Here is a 25,754-nt window from a genome sequence, read left to right on the forward strand (position 1 = left end):
GGATCTACCGCGCGAGCATGCCGATCGGGGATCTACCGCGCGAGCATGCCGATCGGGAACTTCCCGGGCAACTTCGGCTCCTCGTACACCACGATCATGACCGACACCACGAACAACCTGTTCGAGGCGCCGCAGGTCTACAAGGTCAAGGACCGCAACCAGTACCTGATGATCGTCGAGGCGATCGGTGCCAACGGCCGGTACTTCCGCTCGTTCACCGCCACCAGCCTCTCCGGCTCCTGGACGCCGCAGGCCGCGTCCGAGAGCAACCCGTTCGCCGGCAAGGCCAACAGCGGCGCGACATGGACCAACGACATCAGCCACGGTGAGTTCCGGCTCCTGGACGCCGCAGGCCGCGTCCGAGAGCAACCCGTTCGCCGGCAAGGCCAACAGCGGCGCGACATGGACCAACGACATCAGCCACGGTGAGCTCATCCGGACCAGCGCCGACCAGACCATGACCATCGACCCCTGCAACCTGCAGCTGCTCTACCAGGGTCGCTCGCCCAGCTCGGGTGGCGACTACGGCCGGCTGCCGTACCGTCCGGGTCTGCTGACCCTCCAGCGGTAGACCCGCACGCACGGAAGGGCCGGCCCCCACCCGGGGGCCGGCCCTTCTGACGTCAGGTCAGGCGTCCGTGCTGGCCGCGGCCGCGATCTTCTCGCGGACCTCGTCCATGTCGAGCGCCTTGACGGCCTCGACGACCTGCTCCAGCGCGGGGGCGGGCAGCGCGCCAGCCTGGTTGAACACCAGGATCCCGTCGCGGAACGCCATCAGCGTGGGGATCGAGAAGATCTGCAGCTCGGCGGCCAGCTCCTGCTCGGCCTCGGTGTCCACCTTCGCGTGCACGACGTCCGGGTGGTTCTCCGAGGAGTCCTCGAAGACCGGGCCGAAGCGCTTGCACGGCCCACACCACTCCGCCCAGAAGTCGACAAGGACGATCTCGTTGTCCTTGATGGTCTGGCCGATCGTGCTGCCGGTCAGCTCAGTCGTCGCCATGAGTTCCTCCAGTGCTCGGTTACCGCCAGATAGAGCGCGCAGCCACCGACGACTATTCCCGAGGGTGTCGCGACGCACACCTCGGCACAGGCTGAATCAGCGCGGCGCGCTCCACGTCGGCCCCGGCGGGGCGGTAGACATGGTCAGTGACTGCATCTGCTGAGTTCCCTCGGGGCCCGGAGCGTCCCGCCGGCTGGTTGAGCGCCGACGAGATCACCCATGCCCGCACCCAGCTGCCCATCCTCTACGTGGACGCCATCCCGGTCCGCGTGGACGACTCGGGCGACGTCGTCCAGGTCGGTCTCCTGCTGCGGGTCACGCAGGAGGGCGTCATGTCCCGCGCGCTGGTCAGCGGCCGGGTCATGTACCACGAGCGGGTGCGGGACGCCCTGCTCCGGCACATCGAGAAGGACCTCGGTCCCGTCGCCCTGCCGCAGATCCCCGCCTCCCCGCAGCCGTTCACGGTCGCCGAGTACTTCCCGACGCCGGGCGTCACGCCGTACCACGACCCCCGCCAGCACGCGGTGTCGCTCGCGTACGTCGTGCCCGTGCTCGGGGACTGCCGGCCGCAGCAGGACGCGATCGACCTCGCGTGGATGACGCCGGAGGAGGCGTGCGCGCAGCAGATCCAGTTCGAGATGAACGGCGGCCAGGGTCTGCTGCTGCGGCAGGCCATGGGGCACGTCGGCCGGCTGCCGTGACGGACGGCTCGCCGCACTACGTGCTCGCGCGCACGCTGCACGCGGTCGTCCTCGTCGCCGCGGTCGTCGGCCTCTCGATGGAGCTCGTCCGGGCGCTCACCTCCGACGACGTCGGGACGCGGCTCGTGCGGCTGTTCAGCTACTTCACCATCCAGTCGAACATCCTCGCGGCCGTGGCAGCAGGGATGCTCCTGTGGCGACCGGACCGCCGCGGACGGGTGTTCGCGGTCCTGCGGCTCGATGCGCTGCTCTGCATCGCGGTGACGGGGATCGTCTACCACGCCGTGCTCTCCGGACTGCAGGACCTCACGGCCGCGGGGGCGCTGTCCAACCTCCTGCTGCACACCGTGGTCCCCGTCGGGACGGTCGTCGCGTGGCTCCTCGTCGGGCCGCGCCCGCGGCTGTCCCCCGCCGTGGTCGGCTGGTCGTTGGTCTACCCGCTCGGCTGGATCGCGTACACGTTCCTCCGGGGCGCGATCGTCGACTGGTACCCGTACCCGTTCCTCGACGTCTCCGAGATCGGGCTCCGGTCCGCGCTCGTGCGCACCGGTGTGGTGGCCGTCATCTTCCTCGTCCTGGCGTTCGCGGCCCGGGCCCTGGAAAGGCTCCTGCCGCCGGCGCCGCGTCCCGTCCGCGGGACCGTCACAGCCTGAGCTCCGGCCAGTCCGCCAGGTCCGCGCGCATCCGGCGGTCGTGGGTGGCGACGACGACGGCGGCCGACGTGGCGCGCAGCGCAGCCGTGAGCTCGTCGACGAGGCCGACGGACAGGTGGTTGGTCGGCTCGTCGAGGACGAGCACGTGCGGGGCTGCGAGGAGCGCGCACGCCAGGTCGAACCGTCGGCGCTGACCGACGGACAGCTCGCGCAGGGGCCGGTCGAGGTCCTCCTCGGTCAGCAGGCCGAGCGCCGCGACGGGGACCAGCTGGTCCGGGTCGAGCAGCCGGGCCTCCAGGAGCGTCAGCGCGTGCCGGGCGTAGGCGTCGAACCCCGACAGCTGCTCGGCGGTGCCGGCGGCACGCGGGTGGGCGACGACAGCGGCCGCGTGCTCCGTCGGCCCCTCCTGCGCGAGCACCCCGAGCCGGACCCCCGGCGCGATCGCGCGCACCCCACGATCGAGCGGGACAGAGCCGGCCAGGGCCGCGAGCAGCGTGGACTTGCCCGAGCCGTTGGGGCCGGTGACGAGCAGGCGTCCGCACGCCGGCACCTCGACCCGGACACCGGCCAGGTCGAGCCGACCCTGGACCCGCGGGGCACGCAGGTCCAGGAGCGGTCCCGGCTGGGGCTCCGGTGGCAGGGACGGCAGGTCGGGGAACGTCAGGACGAGCGGCGGGGCCGGGACCTCGACGGCCTCGGCGTCGAGCTTCTGGATCAGCCGGTCGGCCGCCTTCACGTGCCCACGAGCCCGAGTCGCTCGGCGGTGCTTCTGCGAGCCCTTGGGCGGGCGCCACTCGTCGGAGAGGTTCTCGTACGTCGAGTCCAGCCGCTCCGCCAGCTCGATCGCGCGCTTGCGCTCCGCCCGGTACCGCGCCTGCCAGCGACGGACCATCTGGCTCTTGAGGAACCGGTAGTCGGAGTACCGCGTCGCGCCGTACAGCGCGGGCCGTCCGTCCATCGCCGGGTCCAGGTCGAGGATCGCGGTCATGACGTCGTCCAGCAGACGACGGTCGTGCGTGACGATGACGACGGCGCCCGGCCACTCGCGCAGCCGGGCGGTCAGGTAGTCGATGCCGGCCGCGTCGAGGTGGTTCGTCGGCTCGTCCAGCAGCAGGAGGTCCGCGCGCTCCCCGATCCGGCACGCGAGGCGCACCCGGTACCGCTCACCGACGCTCAGCTCGTCGAGCCGCCGGTCCGGGTCCCGCGGCGCACCGAACCGGGTCAGCGCCTCGTCGACCCTGCGGTCCGCGTCCCACGCGGCGAGGTGCTCGTAGCGGGCGACGGCCGCGGTCAGGCGCGCGAGGTCCCCCGACTCGTGGTCGAACCCGGCGATGGCGGCCTCCAGCTCACCGGCCGCAGCACGCACCCCGCCGAGGGCCTCCGCGACGAACGTCCCGACGGTCGCACCCCCGGGAGCGTCCAGCTCCTGCTCGACCGACGCCAGCGTCCCGCGGCGCCGCACGACACCCGTCTGGGGTGCGAGCTCGCCCGCCAGCACCCGCAGCAGCGTCGTCTTGCCCGCGCCGTTCTCCCCGACGACACCCACCCGGTCCCCCGCGCTGACCACGAGGTCGACCCGGTCCAGCACGGGGTGCTCCGGGTACCCGTAAGTGACGGCGTCGGCGACGAGCTGCACGTCGGCCGGGGGGCCCTCAGTCACGACAGGTCATCCGCCGAGCACCCGCACGAGCGTCGGGACGAGCGCGCGGAACGCCGTGCCGCGGTGGCTGATCGCGTTCTTCTCCGAGGGGGTGAGCTCCGCGCAGGACCGGGTCTCGCCGACGGGCACGAGGATGGGGTCGTAGCCGAAGCCGCCCGCCCCGCGCGGCTCGGTGGCCAGGACGCCCTCGAGCGTCCCGGTCTCGACGTGCTCGAACCCGTCCGGTGTGACCAGCGCTGCGGCACACACGAACCGGGCGGAGCGGTGCGGCTCGGCGATGTCGGCGAGCTGCGCGAGCAGGAGCGCGAGGTTGGCGGCATCGTCCCCGTGCCGGCCCGCCCAGCGCGCGGAGAAGATCCCGGGGGCTCCGCCGAGGACGTCGACGCTCAGCCCGGAGTCGTCGGCGACAGCCGGCAGACCCGTGAACGCCGCCAGGGCGCGCGCCTTGATGAGCGCGTTCTCCGTGAACGTGACGCCGTCCTCGACCGGCTCGGGGGCGTCGACGTCCCGCGCCCCGACGACCGACGCCGGGTCCAGCCCGGGCAGCACGGGCGCGAGGATGGCGCGCAGCTCGCCCACCTTGTGCGCGTTGTGCGTGGCCAGGACGAGGCGCGCGCTCACCGGACCAGCCGGGTGGCCGAGCCGTCTCCGGATGCGGACGCCAGCGCTGCCACCTGCAGGGCGGTGAGCTGCGCGGTGCCCGCGACCGCGAGGTCGAGCAGCGCGTCGAGCTCGGCGCGGTCGAACGGGGCGTGCTCGGCGGTGCCCTGCACCTCGACGAACGTGCCCGACCCGGTGACCACGACGTTCATGTCCGTCTCCGCACGCACGTCCTCGACGTACGGCAGGTCGAGGACCGGCACCCCGTCTACGATGCCGACGCTCACGGCGGCGACCGAGTCGCGCAGGACCACCGTGTTCGCCGGGACGTGCTTGTTCTCGACCGCCCAGGCCACCGCGTCGGCCAGCGCGACGTACGCGCCCGTGATCGACGCCGTCCGCGTCCCGCCGTCCGCCTGGAGCACGTCGCAGTCGAGGACGATCGTGTTCTCGCCCAGGGCCGAGACGTCGATGATGGCGCGCAGCGACCGGCCGATCAGCCGCGAGATCTCGTGCGTGCGGCCACCGACGCGGCCCTTGACCGACTCGCGGTCGGAACGGCTGGACGTGGCGCGCGGCAGCATCGAGTACTCGGCGGTGACCCAGCCCTCGCCGGACCCCTTCTTCCAGCGCGGCACCCCCGGCGTGAACGACGCCACGCACAGCACCTTGGTGCCGCCGTACTCGACGAGCACGCTGCCCTCGCCCGCCTCCAGGAAGCCGCGGGTCAGCGTCACAGGACGCAGCTGGTCGGGCGCACGGCCGTCGGCGCGCACGTGCGCGACCGCTGGGGTGGTAGCAGCAGAAGTCATGCGCACGAGCCTAACGGCGCCCCCGGACACCTCTGACGCACCGCGGACGGGCTACGGGAGCTGCAGGTATCCCACGACGTCGACGACGAGGTCCGTGCTTCCGGTGTTCTGCCAGCTGCTCAGCGCGACGTCGCCGTCCGGCCACAGGTCGACCCAGACGAGGTTCGAGCTGTCGGCGCCCGGCACGTAGTTGAGGGTGGACGTCGCCGGCAGGGTGCCGGAGCCGGGGGTCCGCTCGGGATAGACGCGCACGTGTCCGGGCGCGGTCGGGGCGACCGACACGACGCTCAGGACGGCGACAGTCGCAGCAGGAGGCGCACCCAGCGAGCTGACCGGGATGCGCAGCGCCGCGCCCCCGGAGGTCGCACCCACCCGCCCCTTCGGTGCGCCGAGACCGGTCCGGGTGTCCAGGACACGCTTCTGCGCCGACGTGTAGACATGCCCGGAGACCTCGCCGTAGAGGTCCACGATCACGTCCGTCCCGCGGGCGCCCGGGGCGCTGTCGGAGTACAGGTCCACACGTTGCTCGACGTCGACGGGCAGGATCGCGGCGGTCGCCCGGTCCCGGCCCGGCAGATAGTTGGCCGTCGACGACGACGGCAGGCCGTCACCGTGCTTGAAGATGCGGAGGTTCCCCGCCCCCGGGGCAGCGGGAACCGTGACGTTGGCCAGGGCGAACTGGGTCTGCCAGTAGAGCCCGTCGAGCGTGCTCGTGGCGAGCGTGCGGCCGGGAAGGGCACCGTGCAGGTCTCCGACGACCGAGCCGGCGCGCGTGTCGATCTGGCGGAACGAGCGGAAGGGCTGGACGTGCCCGCCCGGGGGCAGTGTCGCCTGCAGGTCCACGATGACGTCGGCGGCCGCCCCTCCGGTCGCGATGCAGAACGGGACGTCGCGGTACAGCGAGACGACGGTGACGTTGGCGACGTCCGAGCCCGGCAGGAAGTTCACCGTCGACGTGCCGGGCGTCCCGTAGCCGATGTCGGAGTACGCGACGGTCCATCCCCGCGAGCTCGGGCTGACGGTGGTCACGTTGAGCACGACCTCGGTGGAACCGCCGAGCGGGTCGACGGCGATGCCCGGCCAGTCCTCCCAGCGCATGCACACCGGCGTCCCGGGCGTCACGCGCGTGGCGGGCACGACGCGCGCCGTGCGGTCGCTGATGGCGGATCGGAGGTGGTACGCGTCCGAGGTCGTCGTCGTGCCGCCCGGTGCGGTCACGACGAACTGCGCCCACCCGGACCCCGGCCTGGTGCGGAGGCGGATCTCGGAGTCGGAGACGACCTCGAACTCCACCGTCCCGAAGCCCAGGGTCTCCGTCACCGAGGTGGCCCCCGACAGACCGGAACCCCGCAGCGTGACGATCTCGCCGCCCGCCGACGAACCTGCGTGGGGGCTGAAGCCGTCGATGGTGACGGGTGCAGCTGCCACGGCGGGTGGCGTCACGGCCAGCAGGCCGAGAGCACCCAGGGCGGTGACGAGGGTCGCGCTCAGCGCGTGGCGCAGGAAGGTCGGCATGGCACGTCCACCGGTCGAGGGGACCCGGTGGATCTCCCCGGGAGATCGCAGGGTACAGCGCGTCCCGCACCGCCACGGATCCGCTGGGCCGATCGCGTTACAGGACGTGCACTGCCCCGGGCGTGGCGAGGTCGATGCGGCCGTCGTACACCGCGGCGGCCTCGGCCGAGGAGACGCCCGGGTCGTTCCAGGCGGGGATGTGGGTGAGGACGAGCTGCCCGACCTCCCCGCGGGCGGCCGCCTCGCCGGCGCGGCGGCCGGTCAGGTGCACGCCGCGCACGGCGTCGTCGCGCCCTTCGAGGAACGCTGCCTCGGCGAGCAGGAGGTCGACACCCGCGGCGAGGGTGTCGAGGCCCGCGCACGCGTCGGTGTCCCCCGTGTAGGCGAGCGTCACGGTGCGCGACGGATCCGTGTCGCTCGGCCCGGACACCCGGATCCCGAACGCGGGCACGGGGTGCTCGACGGCCACCGGCACGAGCACGAGCGGCCCCACGGTCACCGGCGAGCCGTCCTGCCACTCGACCACGTCGAACTGGCCGTCCGTGCTGGTCGCGGGGTCCTTGCCGGACATCTGCGCGAGCCGCTCGGCGGTGCCGGTCGGACCGTGCACAGGGACCTTCTCGCACGGACCCTCCGGGTGGTACCTCCGCAGGACGTTGAGCACCACGAGATCGGCCATGTGGTCGGAGTGCAGGTGGGACAGCCCGATCGCGTCGAGCCGCGTCGGGTCGCCGAACCGCTGCAGGGCACTCAGGGCGCCGTTGCCGAGGTCGAGCAGGACGGTCCAGGTGCGCCCGTCCGCGTCGTCGGCCTGCACCAGGTAGCCCGACGCCGCCGAGTCGGGACCCGGGAACGACCCGGCGCACCCCAGGACGGTGAGCCTCACCGCAGGGCCGCGCTGGGCTCGACGACCTCGACCTCGGGACCGAGGAACCGGCGTGCGAGGACGCGGAACTGGTCCGGGTCACCCGTGGCCAGGAAGCGGTGGACGGGCGGTCCTGCCGCGGGGTCGCGCTCCAGGTCGTGCGCGACGAGCGTCCGGTAGACGTCCTTGGCGGTCTCCTCGGCACTCGACACGAGGGTGACCTCCTCCCCCATGACGTACGAGATCGCGCCGGTGAGCAGCGGGTAGTGCGTGCAGCCGAGCACGAGCGTGTCGACGCCCGCCCGTCGGACGGGGTCGAGGTACTCGTGCGCGAACGCCAGGACCTCGGGCCCCGACGTGATGCCCGCCTCGACCAGACGCACGAACTCCGGGCACGCCTGCGTCGTCAGCTCCACCCCGGGCGCCACCGCGAAGGCGTCGTCGTAGGAACGCGACTCGACCGTCGACTTGGTCGCGATCACGCCGATCTTCCCCGTCCGCGTGGCGGCGACCGCACGGCGGGCGGCCGGCAGGATGACCTCCACGACGGGGATCCCGCGGCGCAGCGTGTACCGCTCGCGGGCGTCGCGCAGCATCGCCGACGACGCCGTGTTGCACGCGATGACCAGCAGCTTCACGCCCGCGTCGACCAGGTCGTCCATGACCTCCAGCGCGTGAGCGCGCACGGCCGCGAGCGGCTTGGAGCCGTAGGGCGTGTTGAGGGTGTCCCCGATGTAGAGGGTGGACTCCTGGGGCAGCTGGTCCAGGATCGACCGGGCCACGGTGAGTCCGCCGACGCCGGAGTCGAAGATGCCGAGAGGGGCGTCGTTCACGCGGACGAGCCTAACCTCTGGCGGCTCACTGGTCCGCCGGGCGCCCCGGGGCGCGCAGGTCGTGCAGCATCAGGTCGACGAGCGACTCCTGCAGCCAGCTCAGGGCGCCGTACACGGCGACGAGGTAGCGCCGGGCGGCCGGGTCGAGGATCTCGTCAGCCTGCTCGACCTCCGCCTGCGGCGCGTCGAGCAGGGCGTCGTACAGGCGCTCGGCCTGCTCGTCGGTGCGGATCCCGAGACGCTCCGCGAGCACGAGCCGCAGGTCGGTGATCGCGGCGGCGACGTCCTGCGCGTCCTGCGGTGCGACGACGAACGCGTCGGCCCGCCAGCCCTCGACCGGTGTGGTCAGGGCGTCCCAGAGCCTGGTGAGGCGTTCGATCTTGCCCGCACGCAGGTCGTCCTCGGTGAGCCGGCGGAACTCCTCGGCGATCTCCGGGTCGTCCCGGGACGCGTCGGGCAGCAGCCGGCGCACCGCCGGGTCCGACGGCGGCGGCAGCGGCTCGATCCGCATCCGCGGGCTGCCGTCGCCGGCGACCACGGCCTGCGGGTCCCGCGTCTCCAGGCGCCCGGCACCGAGCAGCTCGGCCACGTCCGCGACCAGGGCCGCGATGACGTCGCGCTCGTCGGTGTCGAGGCGGGCCGCGTACATCCCCCGGCGACGCTTGAAGGCGCGCATCACTGACCGCTGCGCTGGAGCGTCGCCCAGAGCCCGAACCCGTGCATCGCCTGCACGTCGACCTCCATCGCCTCGAGCGACCCGGTCGACACGACCGCCCGGCCCTGCTCGTGCACCTGCTTCATGAGCCGCTCGGCCTTCTGACGGGGGTGGCCGAAGTAGGACTCGAACACGTACGTCACGTAGCTCATGAGGTTCACGGGGTCGTTCCAGACGATCGTCACCCACGGGTCGGCGACCGCGGTCTTCTCCTCCTGCGCCACGTCGGCGTCGGGGAGGGTCTGCACTGGCACGTCGTCCACTGTAGGTCCGTCGGGCTGACCCGGAGTGCAGCGGAAGGTGGGGGCGCGCCAGCGCACCCGCCTGGAGCGGAACGCACGGTCACCCCGACCACAGGCACGGCCGCTCACCAGGTCCGGAGCAGCCGTCCGCCCTACGTTGGGCCCATGACCGCCCCGCAGCCGCCCAGCGCGGCGCTCCTCACCGACCGCTACGAGCTGACGATGCTGCAGGCGGCGCTGGCCGACGGGACCGCGCACCGGCGCTGCGTCTTCGAGGTGTTCACGCGCCGGCTCCCTGCCGGTCGCCGCTACGGGGTCCTCGCCGGGACGGGCCGGGTGCTCGAGTCGCTGCCGCGCTTCCGGTTCGACGCCGCCGAGCTCGACTGGCTGGCCGACGAGCGGGTCGTCGACGACGCGACGCTCGCGTTCCTGGCGGACTACCGGTTCACCGGCTCGGTCGTCGGGTACGCGGAGGGCGAGGTGTTCTTCCCGTCGTCGCCGGTGCTGGTCGTCGAGAGCACGTTCGCGGAGGCGGTCCTGCTGGAGACGCTCGTCCTGTCGGTCCTCAACTACGACTCGGCGGTGGCGTCGGCGGCGTCCCGCATGACCAGCGCCGCGGTCGACCGTCCCTGCCTGGAGATGGGGTCGCGGCGCGCGCACGAGGAGGCGGCCGTCGCGGCGGCCCGAGCGGCCGTGGTCGCCGGCTTTGCGGGGACGTCGAACCTGGAGGCCGGGCGCCGGTACGGGCTGGCGACGATCGGCACGGCCGCGCACGCCTTCACGCTGCTCCACGACGACGAGGCCTCCGCGTTCGCGGCTCAGGTGGCGTCGTTCGGGGCGGGCACCACTCTCCTGGTGGATACCTACGACGTCCGTCGCGGGGTGGAGCTCGCGCTGGCGGCCGCGGGGCCCGGGCTCGGCGCGGTGCGGCTCGACTCCGGGGACCTGGGGGTGCTCGCGCACGAGGTCCGCGCGCAGCTGGACGCGGCCGGCGCCCGGAGCACGAAGATCACGGTCACGTCGGACCTGGACGAGTACGCGATCGCGTCTCTCGCGGTCGCGCCGGTGGACTCGTACGGCGTGGGCACGTCGGTGGTGACCGGCTCCGGGGCGCCGACGTGCGGGATGGTCTACAAGCTGGTCGCCCGCCAGGGGGCCGACGGCGCGCTGGCTCCGGTGGCGAAGGCGGCCCGCGGGAAGATCAGCGTCGGGGGCCGCAAGGCGGCGGCGCGACGGCTGGGGGCCGACGGGCGGGCGGTCGAGGAGGTGCTCGTCACCGGTCCCGACGATGACGTCAGGCGGTGGGCCTCTTCGGACGCGTCGCTGCGTGCGTTGCACGTGCCGCTCGTGACGGACGGTGCGGTGGATCCGCGCTGGGTGGGCCACGACGCCGTGTCCCAGGCAGCAGAACGGCACCGCGCCTCGCGCGACGAGCTGCCGCGCGGGGCGCGACGGCTGTCGGACGACGAGGCAGCGGTGCCGACCGTGGCGCTGCGGCTCGGGGACTGAGGGGCCCGAGCCGCAGCGCCGGCACTGCGGTCTGGGTGTCTAGACCCGCGAGCGGCCCCGGCCGACCAGCCCGAGGATCAGGCTGACGACGAGCACGATCACGCCGATCCAGATGAGGAACTGGCCGATGTTCGTCGCAACGCCGAGGACGACGAGGACGACACCGACAAGGATGAGGATGAGCCAGGTAGGCATGGTTGACCCTTTCGTTCTGTGGTCACCGATCCGGCGTCCGGGGGTACCCGGGGCCGTGTGTCACAGGACAAATGTGGCAGCGCCAGGCGTCTTCGGCATGTTGGGAGAAAAGTTGCGCGAGGGTTGCACACTGCTATGTGGTCGCGCGTCCAAGGCTGTGACCTGCAGGTTTAACCGCACATGAGCGTGTCCACATCATGAGACAGCCCTTGCGGCTTTACTCGGACTTGATGTAATCGCGCGATGCTCATGGAGCGGTCGGCTCACTTCTTGCCGACGAACCACCCGCGCACCATCGCGACCCGGGCCGTGAGCTGGTCCGGGTCCGCCAGCGCGACCTCGGGACCCCCGCACCGGCGACGCAGCTCGTTGTGCACCGACCCGTGCGGCTGACCGCTCTTGCGCGCCCACGCCCCCACCAGCTGCGACAGCTCCTTGCGCAGCTCCGCCTGCTTGCGGTGGTCCATCTCGGCCAGCGCCTGCTGTGACGCTGCGGTCGATCTGTTCCGCCCACTGATCTGGTCCGCCTGCCGCTGCCGGAGCAACGCGGAGACCTGGTCGACGTCGAGCAGCCCCGGCAGGCCGAGGAAGTCCAGCTCCTCGTCGGACCCCATCTCGGCCCCCGTGCCGAACTCGCCGCCGTCGAACAGCACGCGGTCGAACGACGCCTGCGCCTCCAGGGCCTCGAACGCCCCCTGCTTGCCGTCCGGCCCGATCTCGTCGGCACCGTTGCGCTCGCGGTTGGCCTCGTCGAGCAGACCGTCGTCCAGGCCGACGTCGACGCCCTGCTCCTCGAGGGTCTTCGGCCGGTCCAGCGCGTGGTCCCGCTCGAGCTCGAGGGTGTTCGCCAGCGCGAGCAGCTGCGGCACGCTCGGCAGGAACACCGATGCGGTCTCCCCGCGGCGGCGCGCTCGCACGAACCGGCCCACGGCCTGGGCGAAGAACAGCGGCGTCGCGGTGCTGGTCGCGTAGACACCGACCGCCAGCCGCGGCACGTCGACACCCTCCGAGACCATCCGGACCGCGACGAGCCAGCGCGAGTCGCCCGCGGAGAACTCGTCGATGCGGTCGCTCGCGCCGTCGTCGTCGGACAGCACGATCGTCGGGGACCTCCCCGTGATCCGCGCCAGGTGCCCGGCGTACGCGCGCGCGTCCGTCTGGTCCGTGGCGATGACCATCGCACCCGCGTCGGGGATGGCCCGGCGCACCTCGGACAGCCGCCGGTCGGCGGCAGCGAGCACACTCGGGATCCACTCGCCGTTCGGGTCCAGGGCGGTCCGCCACGCCTGCGCGGTGATGTCCTTGGTCAGCGGCTCCCCCAGCCGGGCGCTGATCTCGTCGCCCGCCTTGGTGCGCCAGCGCATCGAGCCGCTGTAGGACAGGAAGATCACCGGGCGCACGACGTGGTCGCGCAGCGCATCCCCGTAGCCGTACGTGTAGTCGGCGACGCTGCGCCGGATGCCGTCCCGGTCCCGGTCGTACCGCACGAACGGGATCGCCGCGGTGTCCGACCGGAACGGCGTCCCCGTCAGCGCCAGCCGTCGGGTGGCCCCCTCGAAAGCCTCCCGGACGGCGTCCCCCCAGGACAGCGCGTCACCGCCGTGGTGCACCTCGTCGAGGATCACCAGCGTGGGCGCCGCGGCCGTCCGGGCGGCGTGCAGCGCGGGCTTGCTGGCCACCTGCGCGTACGTCACCGCGACCCCGTCGAACCCGTGGCCGTGCCGACCCTGGGCGTTGCTGAAGTTCGGGTCCAGCGTGATGCCCACCCGCGCGGCCGCGTCGGCCCACTGGCGCTTGAGGTGCTCGGTCGGCGCGACGACGGTCACGCGCCGCACCACCTTGGCCTCCAGCAGCTCGGTGGCGATCCGCAGCGCGAAGGTCGTCTTGCCGGCGCCCGGCGTCGCGACCGCGAGGAAGTCGCGCGGGTTCGCCGTCCGGTAGTGCTCGATCGCCTCCGCCTGCCAGGCGCGCAGCTTGCCCGCCGTGCCCCAGGGCGCACGCGCGGGGAACGCCGGCGGCAGCTGGGAGGCCGCCGACGAGGACGCGTGGGTCGAGGGGAGGGAGGACGGGCGCGGGGCGGCCGTCACGCGCCGCCGCTGCCGGGGTTGCGGCCGAAGCCCCACTTCCGGCCACCGCCGGAGCCCTTGCCGCCCTTGTCGCCGTCGCCGTCCTGCGGCTCACGGAGACCCTCGTAGATCTCCTTGCACACGGGGCAGACGGGGAACTTGTTCGGGTCCCGGCCCGGCACCCAGACCTTGCCGCAGAGCGCGATCACCGGCTTGCCGCTGATCGCGGAGTCGAGGATCTTCTCCTTGCGCACGTAGTGCGCGAAGCGCTCGTGATCGCCCGGCTCGACCTGCTCGGTGGTCTCCTCGCGCTCCAGCACGCTGGTCGACGTGCCCGGGTCCGAGGAGAACGGGTCGTCGGGTCCGGTGCTCGGAGGCAGGGGCTCGCTCATGGCGTGAAGTGTACGTCGGGGGGCGGACACGAACCCGGTTCGTCCGGGTGCGCCGACGGGTCCTTCCGTTCCCCGGCCGTGCACTAGACATGACCGGTGACCGAGACCCAGCCGACGGCGACGTTGCGTCAGACGCACGGGTTCGCGCGGCTGTGGACGGCGTCGACCACCTCGGCGTTCGGCACCTACGTCACCGTCCTGGCCCTGCAGGTCATCGTCGTGGACGTGCTCAAGGCTGACGCGTTCGACGTCGGGCTCGTCAACGCCGCCCGCTGGGCGCCGTACCTCCTGTTCGGGCTGCTGGCCGGCGTGCTCGTCGACCGGGTGCGCCGCCGTCCGCTGCTCGTCGCCACCGACGCGCTCAGCGCGGTCGCGCTCGCGACCATCCCCGTCCTGGCGGCCACCGGGCACCTCGACGTCGGCTGGCTGGTCGTCCTGATGGCCGTCTTCGGGCTGTGCACCCTCGTCGGCGACGCCGCGTTCCAGTCGTTCGTGCCGCGCGTCGTCCCCGCCCGGCTGCTGGCGCCCGCCCACGCGCGGCTCGACCAGTCGGACGCGGTCGCCCAGGCGAGCGGACCCGCGTTGGCCGGCGGTCTGATCGCGGTGCTGGGCGCGCCGCTGGCGGTGCTCGTCGACGCCGTGAGCTACCTCGCGTCCGCGGTCCTGCTCGCCACGGTGAAGGTCGAGGAGCCCTGGCCCGGACCGCGGACCCGTGGCCGCCTGCACGGCGTCGGCCGCGAGATCGCCGACGGGCTGCGCTGGGTCTACATTCACCCGACGCTGCGGCCGATGGCGATCTCGACGCACGCCTGGTTCGTCTGCTCGGCAGTCGCGGGAGCCGTGCTGACCCCGTTCGCCCTCAGGACCCTGCACCTGAGCGTGCTGGCGCTCGGCCTCGCGCTCGCCGCCGCCGGGGTCGGTGCGCTGGTCGGCGCGTCGTTCGCCGTGCGTCTCGGGGAACGCCTGGGCGCGGGAACCGTCATCATCGCGGCACGGATCGGGACCGGGCTCGCGTGGGTGCTGATGGCCGTGACGCTCTTCTGGCTGCCGGCGGGCACCGCGACGGGCGGGTGGGGCGGAGGTGCGGCCTGGGCGGTGTTCGCGCTCGCGCAGCTGCTGCTCGGGCTGTGCATGGGGGCGGAGAACACCAACGAGATGGCGTACCGCCAGACCGCGACGCCCGACGGGCTCCAGGGCCGCATGAACGCCACCATGCGTTCGGTCAACCGGGCCATGATCGTGATCGCCGCCCCGCTGGGCGGCCTGCTCGGCGACGCCGTCGGCTACGGCTCGGCGCTCGTGCTGGCCGGCACCGCGCTGGTGATCACCGCGCTGCTCTCGATCGGGACGCGGCTGCGCGGCGCACGCCTGGGCGATCCTCAGACGACCGACCCCACTACATAGACAGGCCGACTAGTCAGCCGTACTGTCTAGTCCGTGAGCACCGACCCCTGGCCCAGCGAGTGGCTGCGCGGCGTCCTCGACGTCTGCGTCCTGGCCGTCCTGGCCGAGGGGGCGACCTACGGCTACGCGATCAGCGCACGCCTCGACGAGGTGGGTCTGGGTGCCGTCAAGGGCGGCACCCTCTACCCCCTGCTCGTCCGCCTCGAGCAGGCGGACCTGGTGACCACGCAGTGGCGCCCGGGCGTGGGCGGACCGGGCCGCAAGTACTTCGCACTCACCCCCGCCGGACGTGCCGAGCTCGCTCGTCGCGGCAGCGCCTGGCGGGCCTTCGCCGGCCTCACGGTCGGGATCATCGACCCCGCCGCGCCCCCGGTGGCGGCCACCCCTGCGGCCCCTCCGGCGTCCGACCGCCTGCCCACCCCTCGGAGGACCGCCCGATGACCGACACACAGGCCAACGCCGCGACGATCCCCCAACGCTGGCGCGACGAGCTCGTCCTCGCCCTGCGGATGCGTGACGTCCCCGGTCCACGGATCGGCGAGATCCTGGCCGAGGTGGACGAGTACTGCGCGGACAGCGGCCTCGACGCCGAGACGGCCTTCGGCACTCCCACCGCCTACGCCGAGAGCGTCGCGGCGGCCGACGGCCGCACCCGTCCGGGTGTGCGTGAGGACCTGCGGACCACCGGTCGCACGCTCGTCGGCTTCCTCGGCCTGGTCGTCGTCATGGCGTGCGTCGTCGACGACGGCCCGGACCTCGCGATCACCGTCGGTTGGCTGGTCGGTCTGGCGGTCGTGCTCGTGGGCAGCGTGCTCACCGTCCGGACGCTCGGGTACCTCGCGGCCGAGGGCTGGCGCGGCATGGTCGGCGTGGCTGCCGTCATCGCGGCGACCCTCGCCACCGTCGTGGCGGTCGGGGTGCTGCTCACGACGACGGTCGCCACGGTGCCCGACACCGTCGCGGTGACGTTCGGCGCCGTGCTGCTGGTCGGTGACGCGGTCGTCGGGACCGTGCGGGCGAGGCACCGTCCGACGGCAGACGTGGTCAGCGCGCCGGGGGAAGACCCCGAGCGGGTGCGACGTCGCAACGTGCGTGCCGACACCCTCGCGGCCTGGCTGCTGCCCGCCTTCGCCGTGGTCGGCGTCGGGGTCCTGCTCGGGATGAATCTGCTGCTCGACAGGCTCGCCTGACGGTCAGAGCCCCTGCCAGGCCGGCTTCGCCGCGAACGTCTCGCGGTAGTAGTCGGCCAGCTGGAGGCGGCTCGCGGCGGCGTCGTCGACGAGCACCGTGACGTGTGGATGGTGCTGGAGGATCGTCGCCGGCCACATCGCGCTGACCGACCCCTCGACCAGCTGGTGCACCGCCTCGGCCTTGCCCCGGCCCGTGGCGAGGAGCACCAGGTGCCGGGCGGACATGATCGTCGCGAGGCCCTGGGTGAGGCAGTGCTGCGGCACCTGGTCGAGGTCGCCGCCGAAGAACCGCGCGTTGTCCTCGCGCGTCTGGCGCGTGAGGGTCTTGATGCGGGTGCGCGACGCGAGCGACGAGCCGGGCTCGTTGAAGGCGATGTGCCCGTCGGTGCCGATGCCGAGGAGCTGCAGGTCGACCCCTCCGACGGACGCGATGGCGTCCTCGTAGGCCGCGCACGCGCCCACGAGGTCCTCGGCGAGGCCGTCCGGCCCCTGCACCGCACCGGGGGCGAAGTCCACGCGCGACGCGATCTCCTTCTCGATGACGTTGCGGTACCGCTCCGGGTGGTCCGCGTCGAGGCCGACGTACTCGTCGAGCATGAAGGCGCGGACGCGGGCGAACGACAGGCTGTGCTCCGCGTGCCGGCGGGCGAGCTCGTCGTAGACCGCGAGCGGGCTCGAGCCCGTGGCCAGTCCCAGGACGGAGTCGGGCTGGTCGCGGACCAGCTTCTCGATCGCCGCGGCGGCCAGCCGGCCGAGCTCGGGGCCGGGTGCGATGACGACCTCCATCAGACGTACTCCCCTCGGCCGAGCAGGGCGGCGCCGACCGCACCGACCGGCACGTCCGCGGGCGCGAGGCTCACGCGTCGCGCCAGTCCCATGGTCGCAAGGAACGGGGACGCCTGGGCCTCGCGCTCGAGCTCGGCCGTGACCGCCCGCAGCAGCGGCTGGCCCAGCGCGCTCACGCCGCCACCGATCACCACGAGCTCGACGTCGCAGGTCAGCACCAGGATCCGCACCGCGGCGGCGACCGCCCAGGCGAACTGGTCCCGGATCTCGACCGCTCGCGCGTCGCCCGCCTCCGCCGCCGCGAACAGCTCCTCGGGGGCGGGTCGCCCGTACCGGCTGGGCCAGGCCGTGTCGAGCGCCGAGCCCGACGCGTACTGCTCCAGGCAGCCCAGCTGACCGCACTTGCAGGGCAGCCCGTCGGGAACCAGCGTCAGGTGCCCGATCTCGCCGGCTCCCCCGGTGGAGCCTCGGCGCAGACGCCCCTCGAGGAGCAGGCCGGCGGCGAGCCCGGTGCCGAGGGCCAGGAACGCGAGGTCGTGCACGACCGACGCGTGCCCGCCGTCGACCGTGTGCGCGGCGCCGACGACGGCGACGGTCAGGTCGTTCTCGACGTGGACCCGGACCCCGAGCCGCTCGGCGACGAGCGCCCCGAGCGGCGTGCGCTCCTCGATGCCGAGGTTGACGGCGTGCTCGACGGTCCCGTCCGACGGGTCGACGACGCCCGGCAGGCCGATGCCGACCCCGGCGAGCTCGTCGACGGCGATGCCGGCGCCCGCGCACAGCTCCTCGACGACGGAGACCGCGGTGTCGACGACCCCGGCTGCTCCCCCGACCGTGGCCGAGCGCAGCTGGTGGGTCACCACACCGTCGGCGTCGAGCAGCACGCCGAGCACCTTGGTGCCGCCGACGTCGAGCCCGACCGACCACGTCCCCCCGACCGGCGCCCAGTGCGGCGTCGGGATCCCCTGCGCGCTCACGTCAGCCCTTCACCGCACCCGCGACGAGCCCGGACGTCATCTTGTTCTGGACGAACAGGAAGAACACGATGACGGGGATCGCGATGACCGCGGAGCCCGCCATGACGACACCCCAGTCGGTGGCGCGGTTGGACTCGACGAGGCCCTGCAACCACAGCGGCAGGGTGCGCTGCGCGGGGTCGGTCATGACGACGAGCGCGAGGGTGTACTCGTTCCACGCCTGGAGGAACCCGTAGACGCCGGCTGCGACCAGCCCGGGAGCCAGCAGCGGGAACGTGATCCGGAAGAAGGCGGCGGTCCGGGACAGCCCGTCGACCATCCCGGCCTCCTCGAGCTCGATCGGCACCCCTGCGACGAACCCGCGCAGCATCCAGATGGTGAAGGGCAGGATCGCCGCCGTGTAGACCAGGGACAGTCCCGCGACCTTGTTGACCAGGTTCCAGCCGTCGAGCATCTGGTACTGCGAGATGAACAGGCCCTCGGCGGGGATCATCTGCACCACGAGGATCGTCAGGATGAAGCCCTTGCGGCCACGGAACCGGAACCGGCTGACGGCCAGCGCGGCGAGGAACGCGAACAGCAGCGCGGCGACGAGGACGACGATGACGACCCCGAGCGAGATGCGCATCGCGGCCCAGAAGGTCGGGTCGTCGAGCACGCGACGGAAGTTCGAGAACGTGCCCTCGGTCGGGAAGAACGTCGGCTCCGGCGTCTGGAGCTTGTTCAGCGGCAGGAACGCGCTGTTGATCATCCAGTAGATGGGGAAGACCCACATCGCGGCGAGCACGACGGCGAGGATGCCGAGCGCGCGACGGCCACCCCGGGACTGGGCGCGACCGGCCTCGGAGGACCGCGTGGGCTTGCGGGGCGCCGGGTCGAGGGTGGTCGGCGCGGGCGTCGTGACGGCGCTCACAGCTCGTCCTCCTTCAGCATCTGCCGGATGTAGAACCCGGTGAGGGCGAGCGTGATGACGAGCATGATCGTGGCGAGCGCGCCGGCGAGGGAGAACTCGTCGGAGTAGGAGTAGATGAGGGTGCCCAGGAGGTTGGTCTCGCGCGTCGGGGCGCCGGCTCGTTGGAGCACGTAGATCTGCGTGAACACCTTGAAGTCCCAGATCACCTGCAGCAGCAGGACGATCGACAGGACCGGGCGGACCATCGGCATCGTGATGTTCCAGAACCGCTGCCGGGCGGACGCGCCGTCCAGCTGCGCGGCCTCCATCGTCTCCTCGGGCACCTGGAGCAGGCCCGCGTAGACCGAGAAGGCCACGAACGGCACGGACATCCACACGACGATGACCGTCGCGACGAAGTAGAAGGACAGCGGCTCGATGATCCACGAGTGGCCGGCCATGTCCTCGAGCCCGAACACGTTCGCCAGGACCCAGTTGATGACGCCGTACTGCGAGTCGAACAGCCACTGCCAGACCGTCATCGACGCGAGGACCGGCGTGCCCCAGGCGAGGAGCAGCGACACCTGCAGCGTGATGCGCGACGCCCTGCCGATCCGGGACATCAGGACCGCGAACGCGACACCGATGAGCATCGTCGCCGCGGCGTTGACCAGGCAGAAGACGATCGAGCGGCCGATGACCGTCCACACGTAGGGGTCGGTCAGCAGGTCGGTGTAGTTCTTCAGCCCGACCCACTCGGCGGGCTGCCCGAACTGCTGACGCAGCCCGTACTCCTGGAAGGAGATGACGAACTGGCGGACCAGCGGGTAGCCGAGCGCGACGCCCATGAGGATCGCGGCGGGGACGAGCAGGCCGTACACGCCGAGCTTGCGGCGGCGGCGGCGCGGGAAGGCGACCTCGGGGTCGTCCTGCTGCAGCGCGGGGGCCATGGCTGCCATGTGGAGCTCCTGTCTGGTGGCACGACCGGGCCGGCCTGCGTCGGCAGGCCCGGTCGTGCCCGGATCAGGTGGTCGGCGGCCTCGTCGATCGGCGCGGCGCGTGGACCGGTGGTTCGTGGATCACCTTCCCCCGGCCGGCCGTGTGCATCCGGCCGGCCGGGGTGGTGTCAGTTCAGCGCGTCCTCGAGGAGCTGGTCCGTCTCCGCGGCAGCCTCCTTGACGTCCGCACCGGTGGCGAGCTGCTGGAAGAAGTCCTCCAGGATGCGGTCACCCTCGACGTCGGCCCACTTCTCGGCCGCCGGCGTGAGCTTGGCGTTGAGCGCGGCGGCGACGGCGGCCTTGGCGTACACGTCGTCACCCATCGAGGCGGCGTACTCCGTGTTGCCCGGGATCAGGCCGTTCGCGCCGAGCATGTTCTGGAACTCCTCCGTGAACATGATCCGCAGGAGGCTCTTGGCCAGCTCGGGGTGCTTGGACTTCGCCGCGACGGCGATGTTCGAGCCGCCCGCGAAGCCGTTCGCGTAGGAACCCTCCTCCAGACCCGGCAGCGGGAAGACACCGGTGTGCTCCTCGTTGCAGGCCTGCTGCTCGCCGCGCAGCGCCTTGGCCTCGTCGGACGTGTCGTCCGGGTCGACGGCCTTGTTGCACTGCGGCAGGTCGATGCTCCACCGCGCCCACGTGGGAGCGGAGAACATGGCCGACTGGCCGGCGTTGAACGGGACCCACGGCTCGTTCGAGTCGCTGTCGGCCGGCGCGTTGGTCGCGGTGGCGAACAGGTCCTGGACCTCCTCGAGGCCCTTGATCGACTCGGCCGAGGAGAGCGCACCCTTCCAGGTGTCGCCGTCCTGCACCGCGAGGTCGCCACCGTTGGTGTAGATCCAGGCGGCGCCGTTGTACCAGTCCTGGCCGGGGAACCAGAAGCCGGACTGGGTGTCCGTCTGGAGCTTCTTGGCGACCTCGGTGAACTCGGCGAGCGTCGTGGGGACCTCGACGCCAGCCGCCGCGAACGCGTCCTTGTTGTAGAACACGGCACGCGCACCGGAGTAGTACGGAGCGGCGTAGAAGCTGCCGTCCGCGCTGCCGGCGGCGACGAAGCCGGGGAGCAGCTTGTCGCCACCCAGCTCGTCGTACATGTCCGTGATGTCGGCGAAGGCGCCGGCGTAGGTGAACGTCGGCGACTGCGTGTTGCCGATCTCCACGACGTCGGGCGTCTGGTCGGCCGAGCCCAGCGCGGTCTGGAGGCGCGGCACGAGGCCGTTCCAGTCCTGCTCCTCGATGACGAGCTTGGAGCCCGGGTTCTCCGACTCGAACGTCGTCGTGAGGTACTCACGCAGGGCGTCCGGGGTGTCGGTGCCGTTGAGCCACAGCTTGATCGTGGCGGCCTCGGGCGTGCCGGCCTCGGTGGGGTCGGCAGCGGCGTCGTCGCCGTTGCCGCACGCCGTGAGCGTGAGCGCGGCCGCCACGCCGACGGCCGCGAAACGTAGGATCTTCACGTTGGGGTTCCTCCCGTGAGCGAGGCGCGCGCCGGATGGCGCCGCCGGGTGGTGATTCCGACCTGCAGTGGGCCGGCTGGGGGTCGTCACGAGACCCCCAGCTGGCCTGACAGGACGAGGACGGCCGCACCAGCGAGCGCCCCGTCCTCGTCGAGGGATCCCATCCGCAGAGCCAGTCCGTGCCCGATGACGGGCATCGTTCGTGCGCGGACAGTGGTGAGCGCCGACTCGCGCAGAGCACCGTCCAGCAGCTCCGGGGGGCCGGAGAGCAGGACCTCTGCGAGGTCGAGCGCACTGACGACGGGTGCCAGGGCGATGCCCAGCAACCGTCCGACCGACGCCAGGGCGGCGTCGGAGTCTTCGCGGGACAGACCGGCGGTCCGGCGGCGCAGGGCCGGGACGCTCAGCACGGTCTCGAGGCAGCCGGAGCGGCCGCAGGCGCAGTCGAGCGGCGGCTCGTCGCGGACGTCGCCGTCGACGACGGTGACGTGCCCGATCTCCCCGGCGGCGTGGTGCCGGCCGAGCACGAGGGCGCCGTCGACGACGATGCCGGCGCCCACACCCTCCCCGATCGTCACGACCATGCAGCCGGACCCGGCGGCAGAGCCGTAGGTGAACTCGCCGAGCGCGCGGGTGTTGGCGTCGTTGGCGACGTGCACCGGGACGCCGAGGCTCTCGGTGAGGCGTGCGGCGAGCGGCAGGTCGTACCAGCCCCGGTTCGGTGCCTGGACGACGGTGCCGTCGAGGTCGATGACGCCCGGGGACGCGATGCCGATCCCGATGACGGGGCGCGTCGCGTCCGTGAGCAGGTCCCGGCACAGGCTCTCGACCAGGTCCGCGGCGGCCTCGCCGGTGCGCCCGTCGAGGGCGACGGACCGGCGGACGACGACCGCACCGACCAGCGTCATCACGGCGCCGAGCAGGTGGGCGTCGTCCGTGAGGTCCACCGCGACGATCTGGAACGCCTCGGTGCGCATCCCGACGAGCGTGGCCGGCTTGCCGACCTTGCCCTCGACGCGCACGCCGAGCTCCTCGACGAGCCCCTCGGCGATCAGCGCGGCCACCAGACCGGACACGGTCACCCGGGTCAGGCCGGTGCTGCGGGCGATGTCGGCGCGGGAGGCGTGGCCGATGTGGAACAGGTGCGCGAGCACCAGGGACCGGTTGTGCGCGCGGGCATGCTCGGGCAGCACCTTGCCCGTCGGGCGCAGGGCCCGACCGACTCCGTGGGCTGCCGCGAGGGGCTGCGTCGTCGCTGTCACGTTTGTTAGTAGACCTTCCTTACAAATCCGTGTCAACTCTGATCTGTGACCGTGACCACATCGTGATCGGACGTTCACCGGACCGACTCATGGGACGACCTGGCCGGAAACGATTCAACGACCGAGCCCCTCACCTGCAGGAACACGGGGAACACCGCACGCGGTCGATGCGTTCGCACGGACATGGAACTCGGCATGTACACGTTCGGCGACGTCGGCGACGCCTCCCCCGGTCAGCGCCTCCGCGAGGTCCTCGAACGCATCCGGCTCGCCGAGGAGGTCGGCCTCGACTACGCCGGGATCGGCGAGCACCACCGCCCCGACTACGCGATCTCGTCGCCGTCGACCGTCATCGCCGCCGCCCTCGCCCAGACCTCCCGCATCACGGTCGGCAGCGCCGTGACCGTGCTGTCCACCGAGGACCCCGTCCGCGTGTACCAGCAGTTCACGACGATGGACCTGCTCTCCGAGGGCCGCGTCGAGCTGCTCGCCGGACGCGGCTCGTTCATCGAGTCCTACCCGTTGTTCGGGGCGTCGCTGCAGGACTACGACGAGCTCTACGACGAGAAGATCCAGTTGCTCCTGCGGCTCGACGCGGCCGAGCGGATCACCTGGCAAGGTCGGTTCCGGCCGGCCCTCGACGACGCCCTGGTGCTCCCCCGGCCGCACGGCGAGCAGCTGCGCATCGCCGTCGCGACGGGTGGCAACCCGCAGTCGTCCGTGCGCGCCGGGCTGCTCGGCCTCCCCATCAGCTACGCGATCATCGGCGGCCAGCCGGCCCAGTTCGCGCCGCTCGTCGACCTGTACCGACGGGCGCACGCGCAGTCCGAGCACCCCCACGCCGCCCCGTTCGTCTCCGTCGCCGGGATGGGCTTCCTCGCCGACGACGGCAAGGCTGCCCGCGACTTCTTCTACCCGTACTGGCTGGAGACCATGCGCCGGATCTCGTCGGAACGCGGGTTCCCGATGCCCAACCGGATCTCCTACGAGTCGCAGGCGGCGCGCGGCGGCGCGTACTTCGTCGGGGAGCCCGAGCAGGTCGCCGAGCGGATCGTCGCGCTGCACGGCGTGCTCGGGCACGACCGGCAGGCGTTCCAGATGGACCTGTCCGGGGTGCCGCAGGCGGAGTCGCTGCGCTCGATCGAGCTGCTGGGCACGCAGGTCGCGCCGCTCGTGCGCGACGCGCTCGGCTAGTCCATCCGGCCCGACTCGTAGGCCCACATCGCCAGCTCGACGCGGTTCCGGGCGCCCAGCTTGTCCATGAGGCTGCCCAGGTGCGTCTTCACGGTGCTCAGGCTGATGTGCAGCTCGTCGGCGATCTCGGAGTTGGTCCGCCCGCGGGCCACCGTGACCAGCACCTCCTCCTCGCGCCCGGTCAGCGGCACGACGGGCGGCAGCACCCGGTTGCGCTTCCCGGTCGCGGCGAACGTGGCGAGCAGCCGCACCGTGACGTTCGGTGCGATCAGCGCGTCCCCGGCGGCGGCGGCGTGCACGGCCTGGACCAGCAGCTCCGGGCCGGCGTCCTTGAGCAGGAACCCGCGCGCGCCCGCCTTCAGCGCACCGTGCACGTACTCGTCCAGGTCGAAGGTCGTGATCACGACCACCGCCATCGGGTCGGCCACGTCGGGTCCGGCGAGCCGGCGCGTGGCCTCGATGCCGTCCAGCTCCGGCATCCGGATGTCGAACAGGCACACGTCGGGCCGCAGCTCCCGCGCCTTCGACACCGCCTGCCGACCGTCGGCGGCCTGACCCACGACCTCGATCCCGGGTTGCGCGTCGAGGATCATCGACAGCCCTGTGCGGACCAGCTCCTGGTCGTCCGCGACGAGCACCCGGATCGTCATGCGACCTCCCCCGTCCTCGGCAGCACCGCGACCACGGTCCAGCCGCGTTCCGGACCTGGTCCGGCCTCGAGCGTGCCGCCCAGGAGGGCCGCCCGCTCGGTCATGCCCACCAGACCGTAGCCGGTCCCGACACGGCCCTGGAGCTCGCCGTCGTCGACCACGGTCAGGCGCACGCTCGCCTCGTCCGCAGTCACGCCCACACGCACCCCCGAGGCGTACCGCGCGTGCCGCAGCGCGTTGGTCACGGACTCCTGGGCGAGCCGGTACAGCGCCGCACCGACCGCCGGTCGCAGGCCGTCGAGGTCGCCGGACAGCTCGACGGCCACGGGCGTCGGCCCCTCGGTCGCCAGTCGCTCGATGTCCGCCACCCCACGCTGCGGCGCGAGCTCCGCAGCCTCGTCGGCCCGCAGCGCGCTGACCATCAGCCGCATCTCCGACAGGGCACGCGACGCCTCCCCCTCGATCACGAGGAGCGCGTCGAGCGCGGCGGAGGGGTTGGTCGCGGCGACCACCCGACCCGCCTGGGCGCGCACCGCGATCGCGGAGACGTGGTGCGCCACGGTGTCGTGCAGCTCCCGGGCCAGCTGCTCCCGCTCCCGCAGCCGGACCTGGTCGCGCTCACGCAGCCGGGACGTCGAGGCCAGCCGCACCCAGGCCCCGATTCCCGCGGGAGACAGGATGAACACGACGCCGAGGACGGACTCCGCGACCCCGGTGAAGTCCGCGGCGATCCCGAGCGAAACGGCCACCAGGATCGCGGCCAGCCCGAGCGCGACCTCCCGTCCGCTGCCCCAACGACACAGCGCGTACGGCAGCAGGATGACGCAGGTGGTCGTGTAGAGCCCCAGCTCGTCCGCCCCGCCGACCAGGGTCGCCGTGTTGACCACGATGAGGGTGCCGAACACGGCCAGGACCGCGCCCAACGGGTGGGTCCGGCGCCACAGGAGCGACCCCACCACCACGAGGGCCAGGACGAGCGCGACCGGCCGCCACGTCACGTCCGGCCGCAGCACCGCCTCCAGCACCGCGGTGGGCGCGAGCAGGGCGACGAGCACCCAGTCCCGCCACACCCGTGCGGGCGCACCGGGTGCTCGGGGGGCCGTCCACAGCAGACGGAGGGCGTCGGGGATCACGTTGTGCAGCCTAGGGACGGACGTCCGCGAGCGGCTCGGCCGATCGGTCGAGTCGC

29 protein-coding genes are annotated in these 25,754 nt (G+C 72.6%); 9 read left to right on the top strand and 20 right to left on the bottom strand.

Going from position 1 to position 25,754, the window contains the following annotated elements; translation table 11 throughout:
* The first annotated feature begins 45 nt into the window (after positions 1-45).
* Positions 46-429 carry a non-reducing end alpha-L-arabinofuranosidase family hydrolase gene (locus tag ASF78_RS16365; protein WP_056591841.1) on the top strand — a complete coding sequence of 128 codons (384 nt, stop codon included), beginning with the start codon at positions 46-48 and terminating at the stop codon, positions 427-429.
* Positions 326-571: a non-reducing end alpha-L-arabinofuranosidase family hydrolase gene (locus ASF78_RS23245; protein WP_255354836.1), complete on the top strand. Its 246-nt coding sequence runs from the start codon at positions 326-328 to the stop codon at positions 569-571. Before ASF78_RS16365 ends, ASF78_RS23245 begins: the two co-directional genes overlap by 104 nt.
* Positions 572-628: 57 nt before the next feature.
* Here the strand turns inward: ASF78_RS23245 and trxA are convergent, their stop codons facing one another.
* Positions 629-1,000, bottom strand: coding sequence for a thioredoxin (gene trxA / locus ASF78_RS16370; RefSeq protein ID WP_056591845.1), 372 nt, complete (start codon positions 998-1,000; stop codon positions 629-631).
* Positions 1,001-1,146: 146 nt separating this feature from the next.
* Between trxA and ASF78_RS16375 the strand changes: the two genes are divergently transcribed.
* Positions 1,147-1,701, top strand: coding sequence for an NUDIX hydrolase family protein (locus ASF78_RS16375; protein ID WP_056591851.1), 555 nt, complete (start codon positions 1,147-1,149; stop codon positions 1,699-1,701).
* Positions 1,698-2,354, top strand: a complete 657-nt coding sequence (locus ASF78_RS16380) for a Pr6Pr family membrane protein (protein WP_056591855.1) — start codon at positions 1,698-1,700, stop codon at positions 2,352-2,354. Before ASF78_RS16375 ends, ASF78_RS16380 begins: the two co-directional genes overlap by 4 nt.
* On the opposite strand, the gene ASF78_RS16385 is transcribed toward ASF78_RS16380, so the two are convergent.
* From ASF78_RS16385 to clpS, 8 genes are all read right to left on the bottom strand, one after another.
* Complete coding sequence (locus tag ASF78_RS16385; protein ID WP_056592748.1) at positions 2,344-3,990, bottom strand: ABC-F family ATP-binding cassette domain-containing protein; 1,647 nt, start codon at positions 3,988-3,990, stop codon at positions 2,344-2,346. The two genes, ASF78_RS16380 and ASF78_RS16385, sit on opposite strands and share 11 nt — an antisense overlap.
* A 30-nt stretch (positions 3,991-4,020) precedes the next feature.
* Positions 4,021-4,635 (bottom strand): RdgB/HAM1 family non-canonical purine NTP pyrophosphatase, encoded by a 615-nt coding sequence (gene rdgB / locus ASF78_RS16390; protein WP_056591857.1) that lies wholly within the window; start codon positions 4,633-4,635, stop codon positions 4,021-4,023.
* Positions 4,632-5,426: a ribonuclease PH gene (rph, locus tag ASF78_RS16395; protein WP_056591860.1), complete on the bottom strand. Its 795-nt coding sequence runs from the start codon at positions 5,424-5,426 to the stop codon at positions 4,632-4,634. Before rph ends, rdgB begins: the two co-directional genes overlap by 4 nt.
* A gap of 51 nt (positions 5,427-5,477) precedes the next feature.
* Complete coding sequence (locus tag ASF78_RS16400) at positions 5,478-6,941, bottom strand: IPT/TIG domain-containing protein (protein ID WP_056591863.1); 1,464 nt, start codon at positions 6,939-6,941, stop codon at positions 5,478-5,480.
* Between the two features lie 97 nt (positions 6,942-7,038).
* The gene (locus tag ASF78_RS16405; RefSeq protein ID WP_056591866.1) at positions 7,039-7,827 is read right to left on the bottom strand and encodes an MBL fold metallo-hydrolase; all 789 of its coding nucleotides are present in this window, start codon (positions 7,825-7,827) and stop codon (positions 7,039-7,041) included.
* Positions 7,824-8,639, bottom strand: a complete 816-nt coding sequence (gene murI, locus ASF78_RS16410) for a glutamate racemase (RefSeq protein WP_056591869.1) — start codon at positions 8,637-8,639, stop codon at positions 7,824-7,826. The genes ASF78_RS16405 and murI overlap by 4 nt, the downstream gene beginning before the upstream one ends.
* Positions 8,640-8,664: 25 nt before the next feature.
* Positions 8,665-9,315, bottom strand: a complete 651-nt coding sequence (locus ASF78_RS16415; protein WP_056591871.1) for a DUF2017 domain-containing protein — start codon at positions 9,313-9,315, stop codon at positions 8,665-8,667.
* The gene (gene clpS / locus ASF78_RS16420; protein ID WP_082571012.1) at positions 9,315-9,608 is read right to left on the bottom strand and encodes an ATP-dependent Clp protease adapter ClpS; all 294 of its coding nucleotides are present in this window, start codon (positions 9,606-9,608) and stop codon (positions 9,315-9,317) included. Before clpS ends, ASF78_RS16415 begins: the two co-directional genes overlap by 1 nt.
* 153 nt (positions 9,609-9,761) lie before the next feature.
* On the opposite strand from clpS, the gene ASF78_RS16425 reads away from it, so the two are divergent.
* Positions 9,762-11,105 carry a nicotinate phosphoribosyltransferase gene (locus tag ASF78_RS16425; protein WP_056591875.1) on the top strand — a complete coding sequence of 448 codons (1,344 nt, stop codon included), beginning with the start codon at positions 9,762-9,764 and terminating at the stop codon, positions 11,103-11,105.
* A gap of 39 nt (positions 11,106-11,144) precedes the next feature.
* Here the strand turns inward: ASF78_RS16425 and ASF78_RS22825 are convergent, their stop codons facing one another.
* From ASF78_RS22825 to ASF78_RS16435, 3 genes are all read right to left on the bottom strand, one after another.
* Positions 11,145-11,300 carry a hypothetical protein gene (locus ASF78_RS22825; protein ID WP_186813466.1) on the bottom strand — a complete coding sequence of 52 codons (156 nt, stop codon included), beginning with the start codon at positions 11,298-11,300 and terminating at the stop codon, positions 11,145-11,147.
* Positions 11,301-11,563: 263 nt separating this feature from the next.
* The gene (locus ASF78_RS16430; protein WP_056592751.1) at positions 11,564-13,387 is read right to left on the bottom strand and encodes a DEAD/DEAH box helicase; all 1,824 of its coding nucleotides are present in this window, start codon (positions 13,385-13,387) and stop codon (positions 11,564-11,566) included.
* Positions 13,384-13,758: a DUF3039 domain-containing protein gene (locus ASF78_RS16435; RefSeq protein ID WP_056591878.1), complete on the bottom strand. Its 375-nt coding sequence runs from the start codon at positions 13,756-13,758 to the stop codon at positions 13,384-13,386. Before ASF78_RS16435 ends, ASF78_RS16430 begins: the two co-directional genes overlap by 4 nt.
* 96 nt (positions 13,759-13,854) lie before the next feature.
* On the opposite strand from ASF78_RS16435, the gene ASF78_RS16440 reads away from it, so the two are divergent.
* From ASF78_RS16440 to ASF78_RS16450, 3 genes are read left to right on the top strand one after another with little or no spacing between them, the layout of a single operon-like run.
* Positions 13,855-15,162, top strand: coding sequence for an MFS transporter (locus ASF78_RS16440; protein WP_056591883.1), 1,308 nt, complete (start codon positions 13,855-13,857; stop codon positions 15,160-15,162).
* Positions 15,163-15,195: 33 nt separating this feature from the next.
* The gene (locus ASF78_RS16445) at positions 15,196-15,603 is read left to right on the top strand and encodes a PadR family transcriptional regulator (RefSeq protein ID WP_056591885.1); all 408 of its coding nucleotides are present in this window, start codon (positions 15,196-15,198) and stop codon (positions 15,601-15,603) included.
* The gene (locus tag ASF78_RS16450) at positions 15,600-16,352 is read left to right on the top strand and encodes a hypothetical protein (protein ID WP_056591888.1); all 753 of its coding nucleotides are present in this window, start codon (positions 15,600-15,602) and stop codon (positions 16,350-16,352) included. The genes ASF78_RS16445 and ASF78_RS16450 overlap by 4 nt, the downstream gene beginning before the upstream one ends.
* A gap of 3 nt (positions 16,353-16,355) precedes the next feature.
* On the opposite strand, the gene nagB is transcribed toward ASF78_RS16450, so the two are convergent.
* The 6 genes from nagB to ASF78_RS16480 all read right to left on the bottom strand — a co-directional run bounded on the left by nagB (position 16,356) and on the right by ASF78_RS16480 (position 22,721).
* The gene (nagB, locus tag ASF78_RS16455; RefSeq protein WP_056591891.1) at positions 16,356-17,138 is read right to left on the bottom strand and encodes a glucosamine-6-phosphate deaminase; all 783 of its coding nucleotides are present in this window, start codon (positions 17,136-17,138) and stop codon (positions 16,356-16,358) included.
* Positions 17,138-18,115 carry an ROK family protein gene (locus ASF78_RS16460; protein ID WP_235518658.1) on the bottom strand — a complete coding sequence of 326 codons (978 nt, stop codon included), beginning with the start codon at positions 18,113-18,115 and terminating at the stop codon, positions 17,138-17,140. Before ASF78_RS16460 ends, nagB begins: the two co-directional genes overlap by 1 nt.
* 1 nt (position 18,116) lies before the next feature.
* Complete coding sequence (locus ASF78_RS16465; protein WP_056591895.1) at positions 18,117-19,028, bottom strand: carbohydrate ABC transporter permease; 912 nt, start codon at positions 19,026-19,028, stop codon at positions 18,117-18,119.
* Positions 19,025-19,966, bottom strand: coding sequence for a carbohydrate ABC transporter permease (locus ASF78_RS16470; RefSeq protein ID WP_056591896.1), 942 nt, complete (start codon positions 19,964-19,966; stop codon positions 19,025-19,027). Before ASF78_RS16470 ends, ASF78_RS16465 begins: the two co-directional genes overlap by 4 nt.
* A gap of 167 nt (positions 19,967-20,133) precedes the next feature.
* On the bottom strand, positions 20,134-21,459 hold the full coding sequence (locus ASF78_RS16475) for an extracellular solute-binding protein (protein ID WP_056591899.1): 1,326 nt from the start codon (positions 21,457-21,459) through the stop codon (positions 20,134-20,136).
* Between the two features lie 86 nt (positions 21,460-21,545).
* A complete protein-coding gene (locus ASF78_RS16480; RefSeq protein ID WP_056591903.1) occupies positions 21,546-22,721 on the bottom strand; it encodes an ROK family transcriptional regulator in 1,176 nt (391 codons plus the stop codon).
* A gap of 195 nt (positions 22,722-22,916) precedes the next feature.
* Here ASF78_RS16480 and ASF78_RS16485 point away from each other — a divergent pair, with 195 nt between their 5' ends.
* Positions 22,917-23,915, top strand: coding sequence for an LLM class flavin-dependent oxidoreductase (locus ASF78_RS16485; protein ID WP_235518660.1), 999 nt, complete (start codon positions 22,917-22,919; stop codon positions 23,913-23,915).
* Here ASF78_RS16485 and ASF78_RS16490 read toward each other — a convergent pair.
* Positions 23,912-24,565, bottom strand: a complete 654-nt coding sequence (locus tag ASF78_RS16490) for a response regulator (RefSeq protein WP_056591909.1) — start codon at positions 24,563-24,565, stop codon at positions 23,912-23,914. The two genes, ASF78_RS16485 and ASF78_RS16490, sit on opposite strands and share 4 nt — an antisense overlap.
* The gene (locus ASF78_RS16495; RefSeq protein ID WP_082495144.1) at positions 24,562-25,698 is read right to left on the bottom strand and encodes a sensor histidine kinase; all 1,137 of its coding nucleotides are present in this window, start codon (positions 25,696-25,698) and stop codon (positions 24,562-24,564) included. Before ASF78_RS16495 ends, ASF78_RS16490 begins: the two co-directional genes overlap by 4 nt.
* Positions 25,699-25,754: the final 56 nt, after the last annotated feature.

The organism is Cellulomonas sp. Leaf334, assembly GCF_001424195.1.
GTDB lineage: Bacteria > Actinomycetota > Actinomycetes > Actinomycetales > Cellulomonadaceae > Cellulomonas.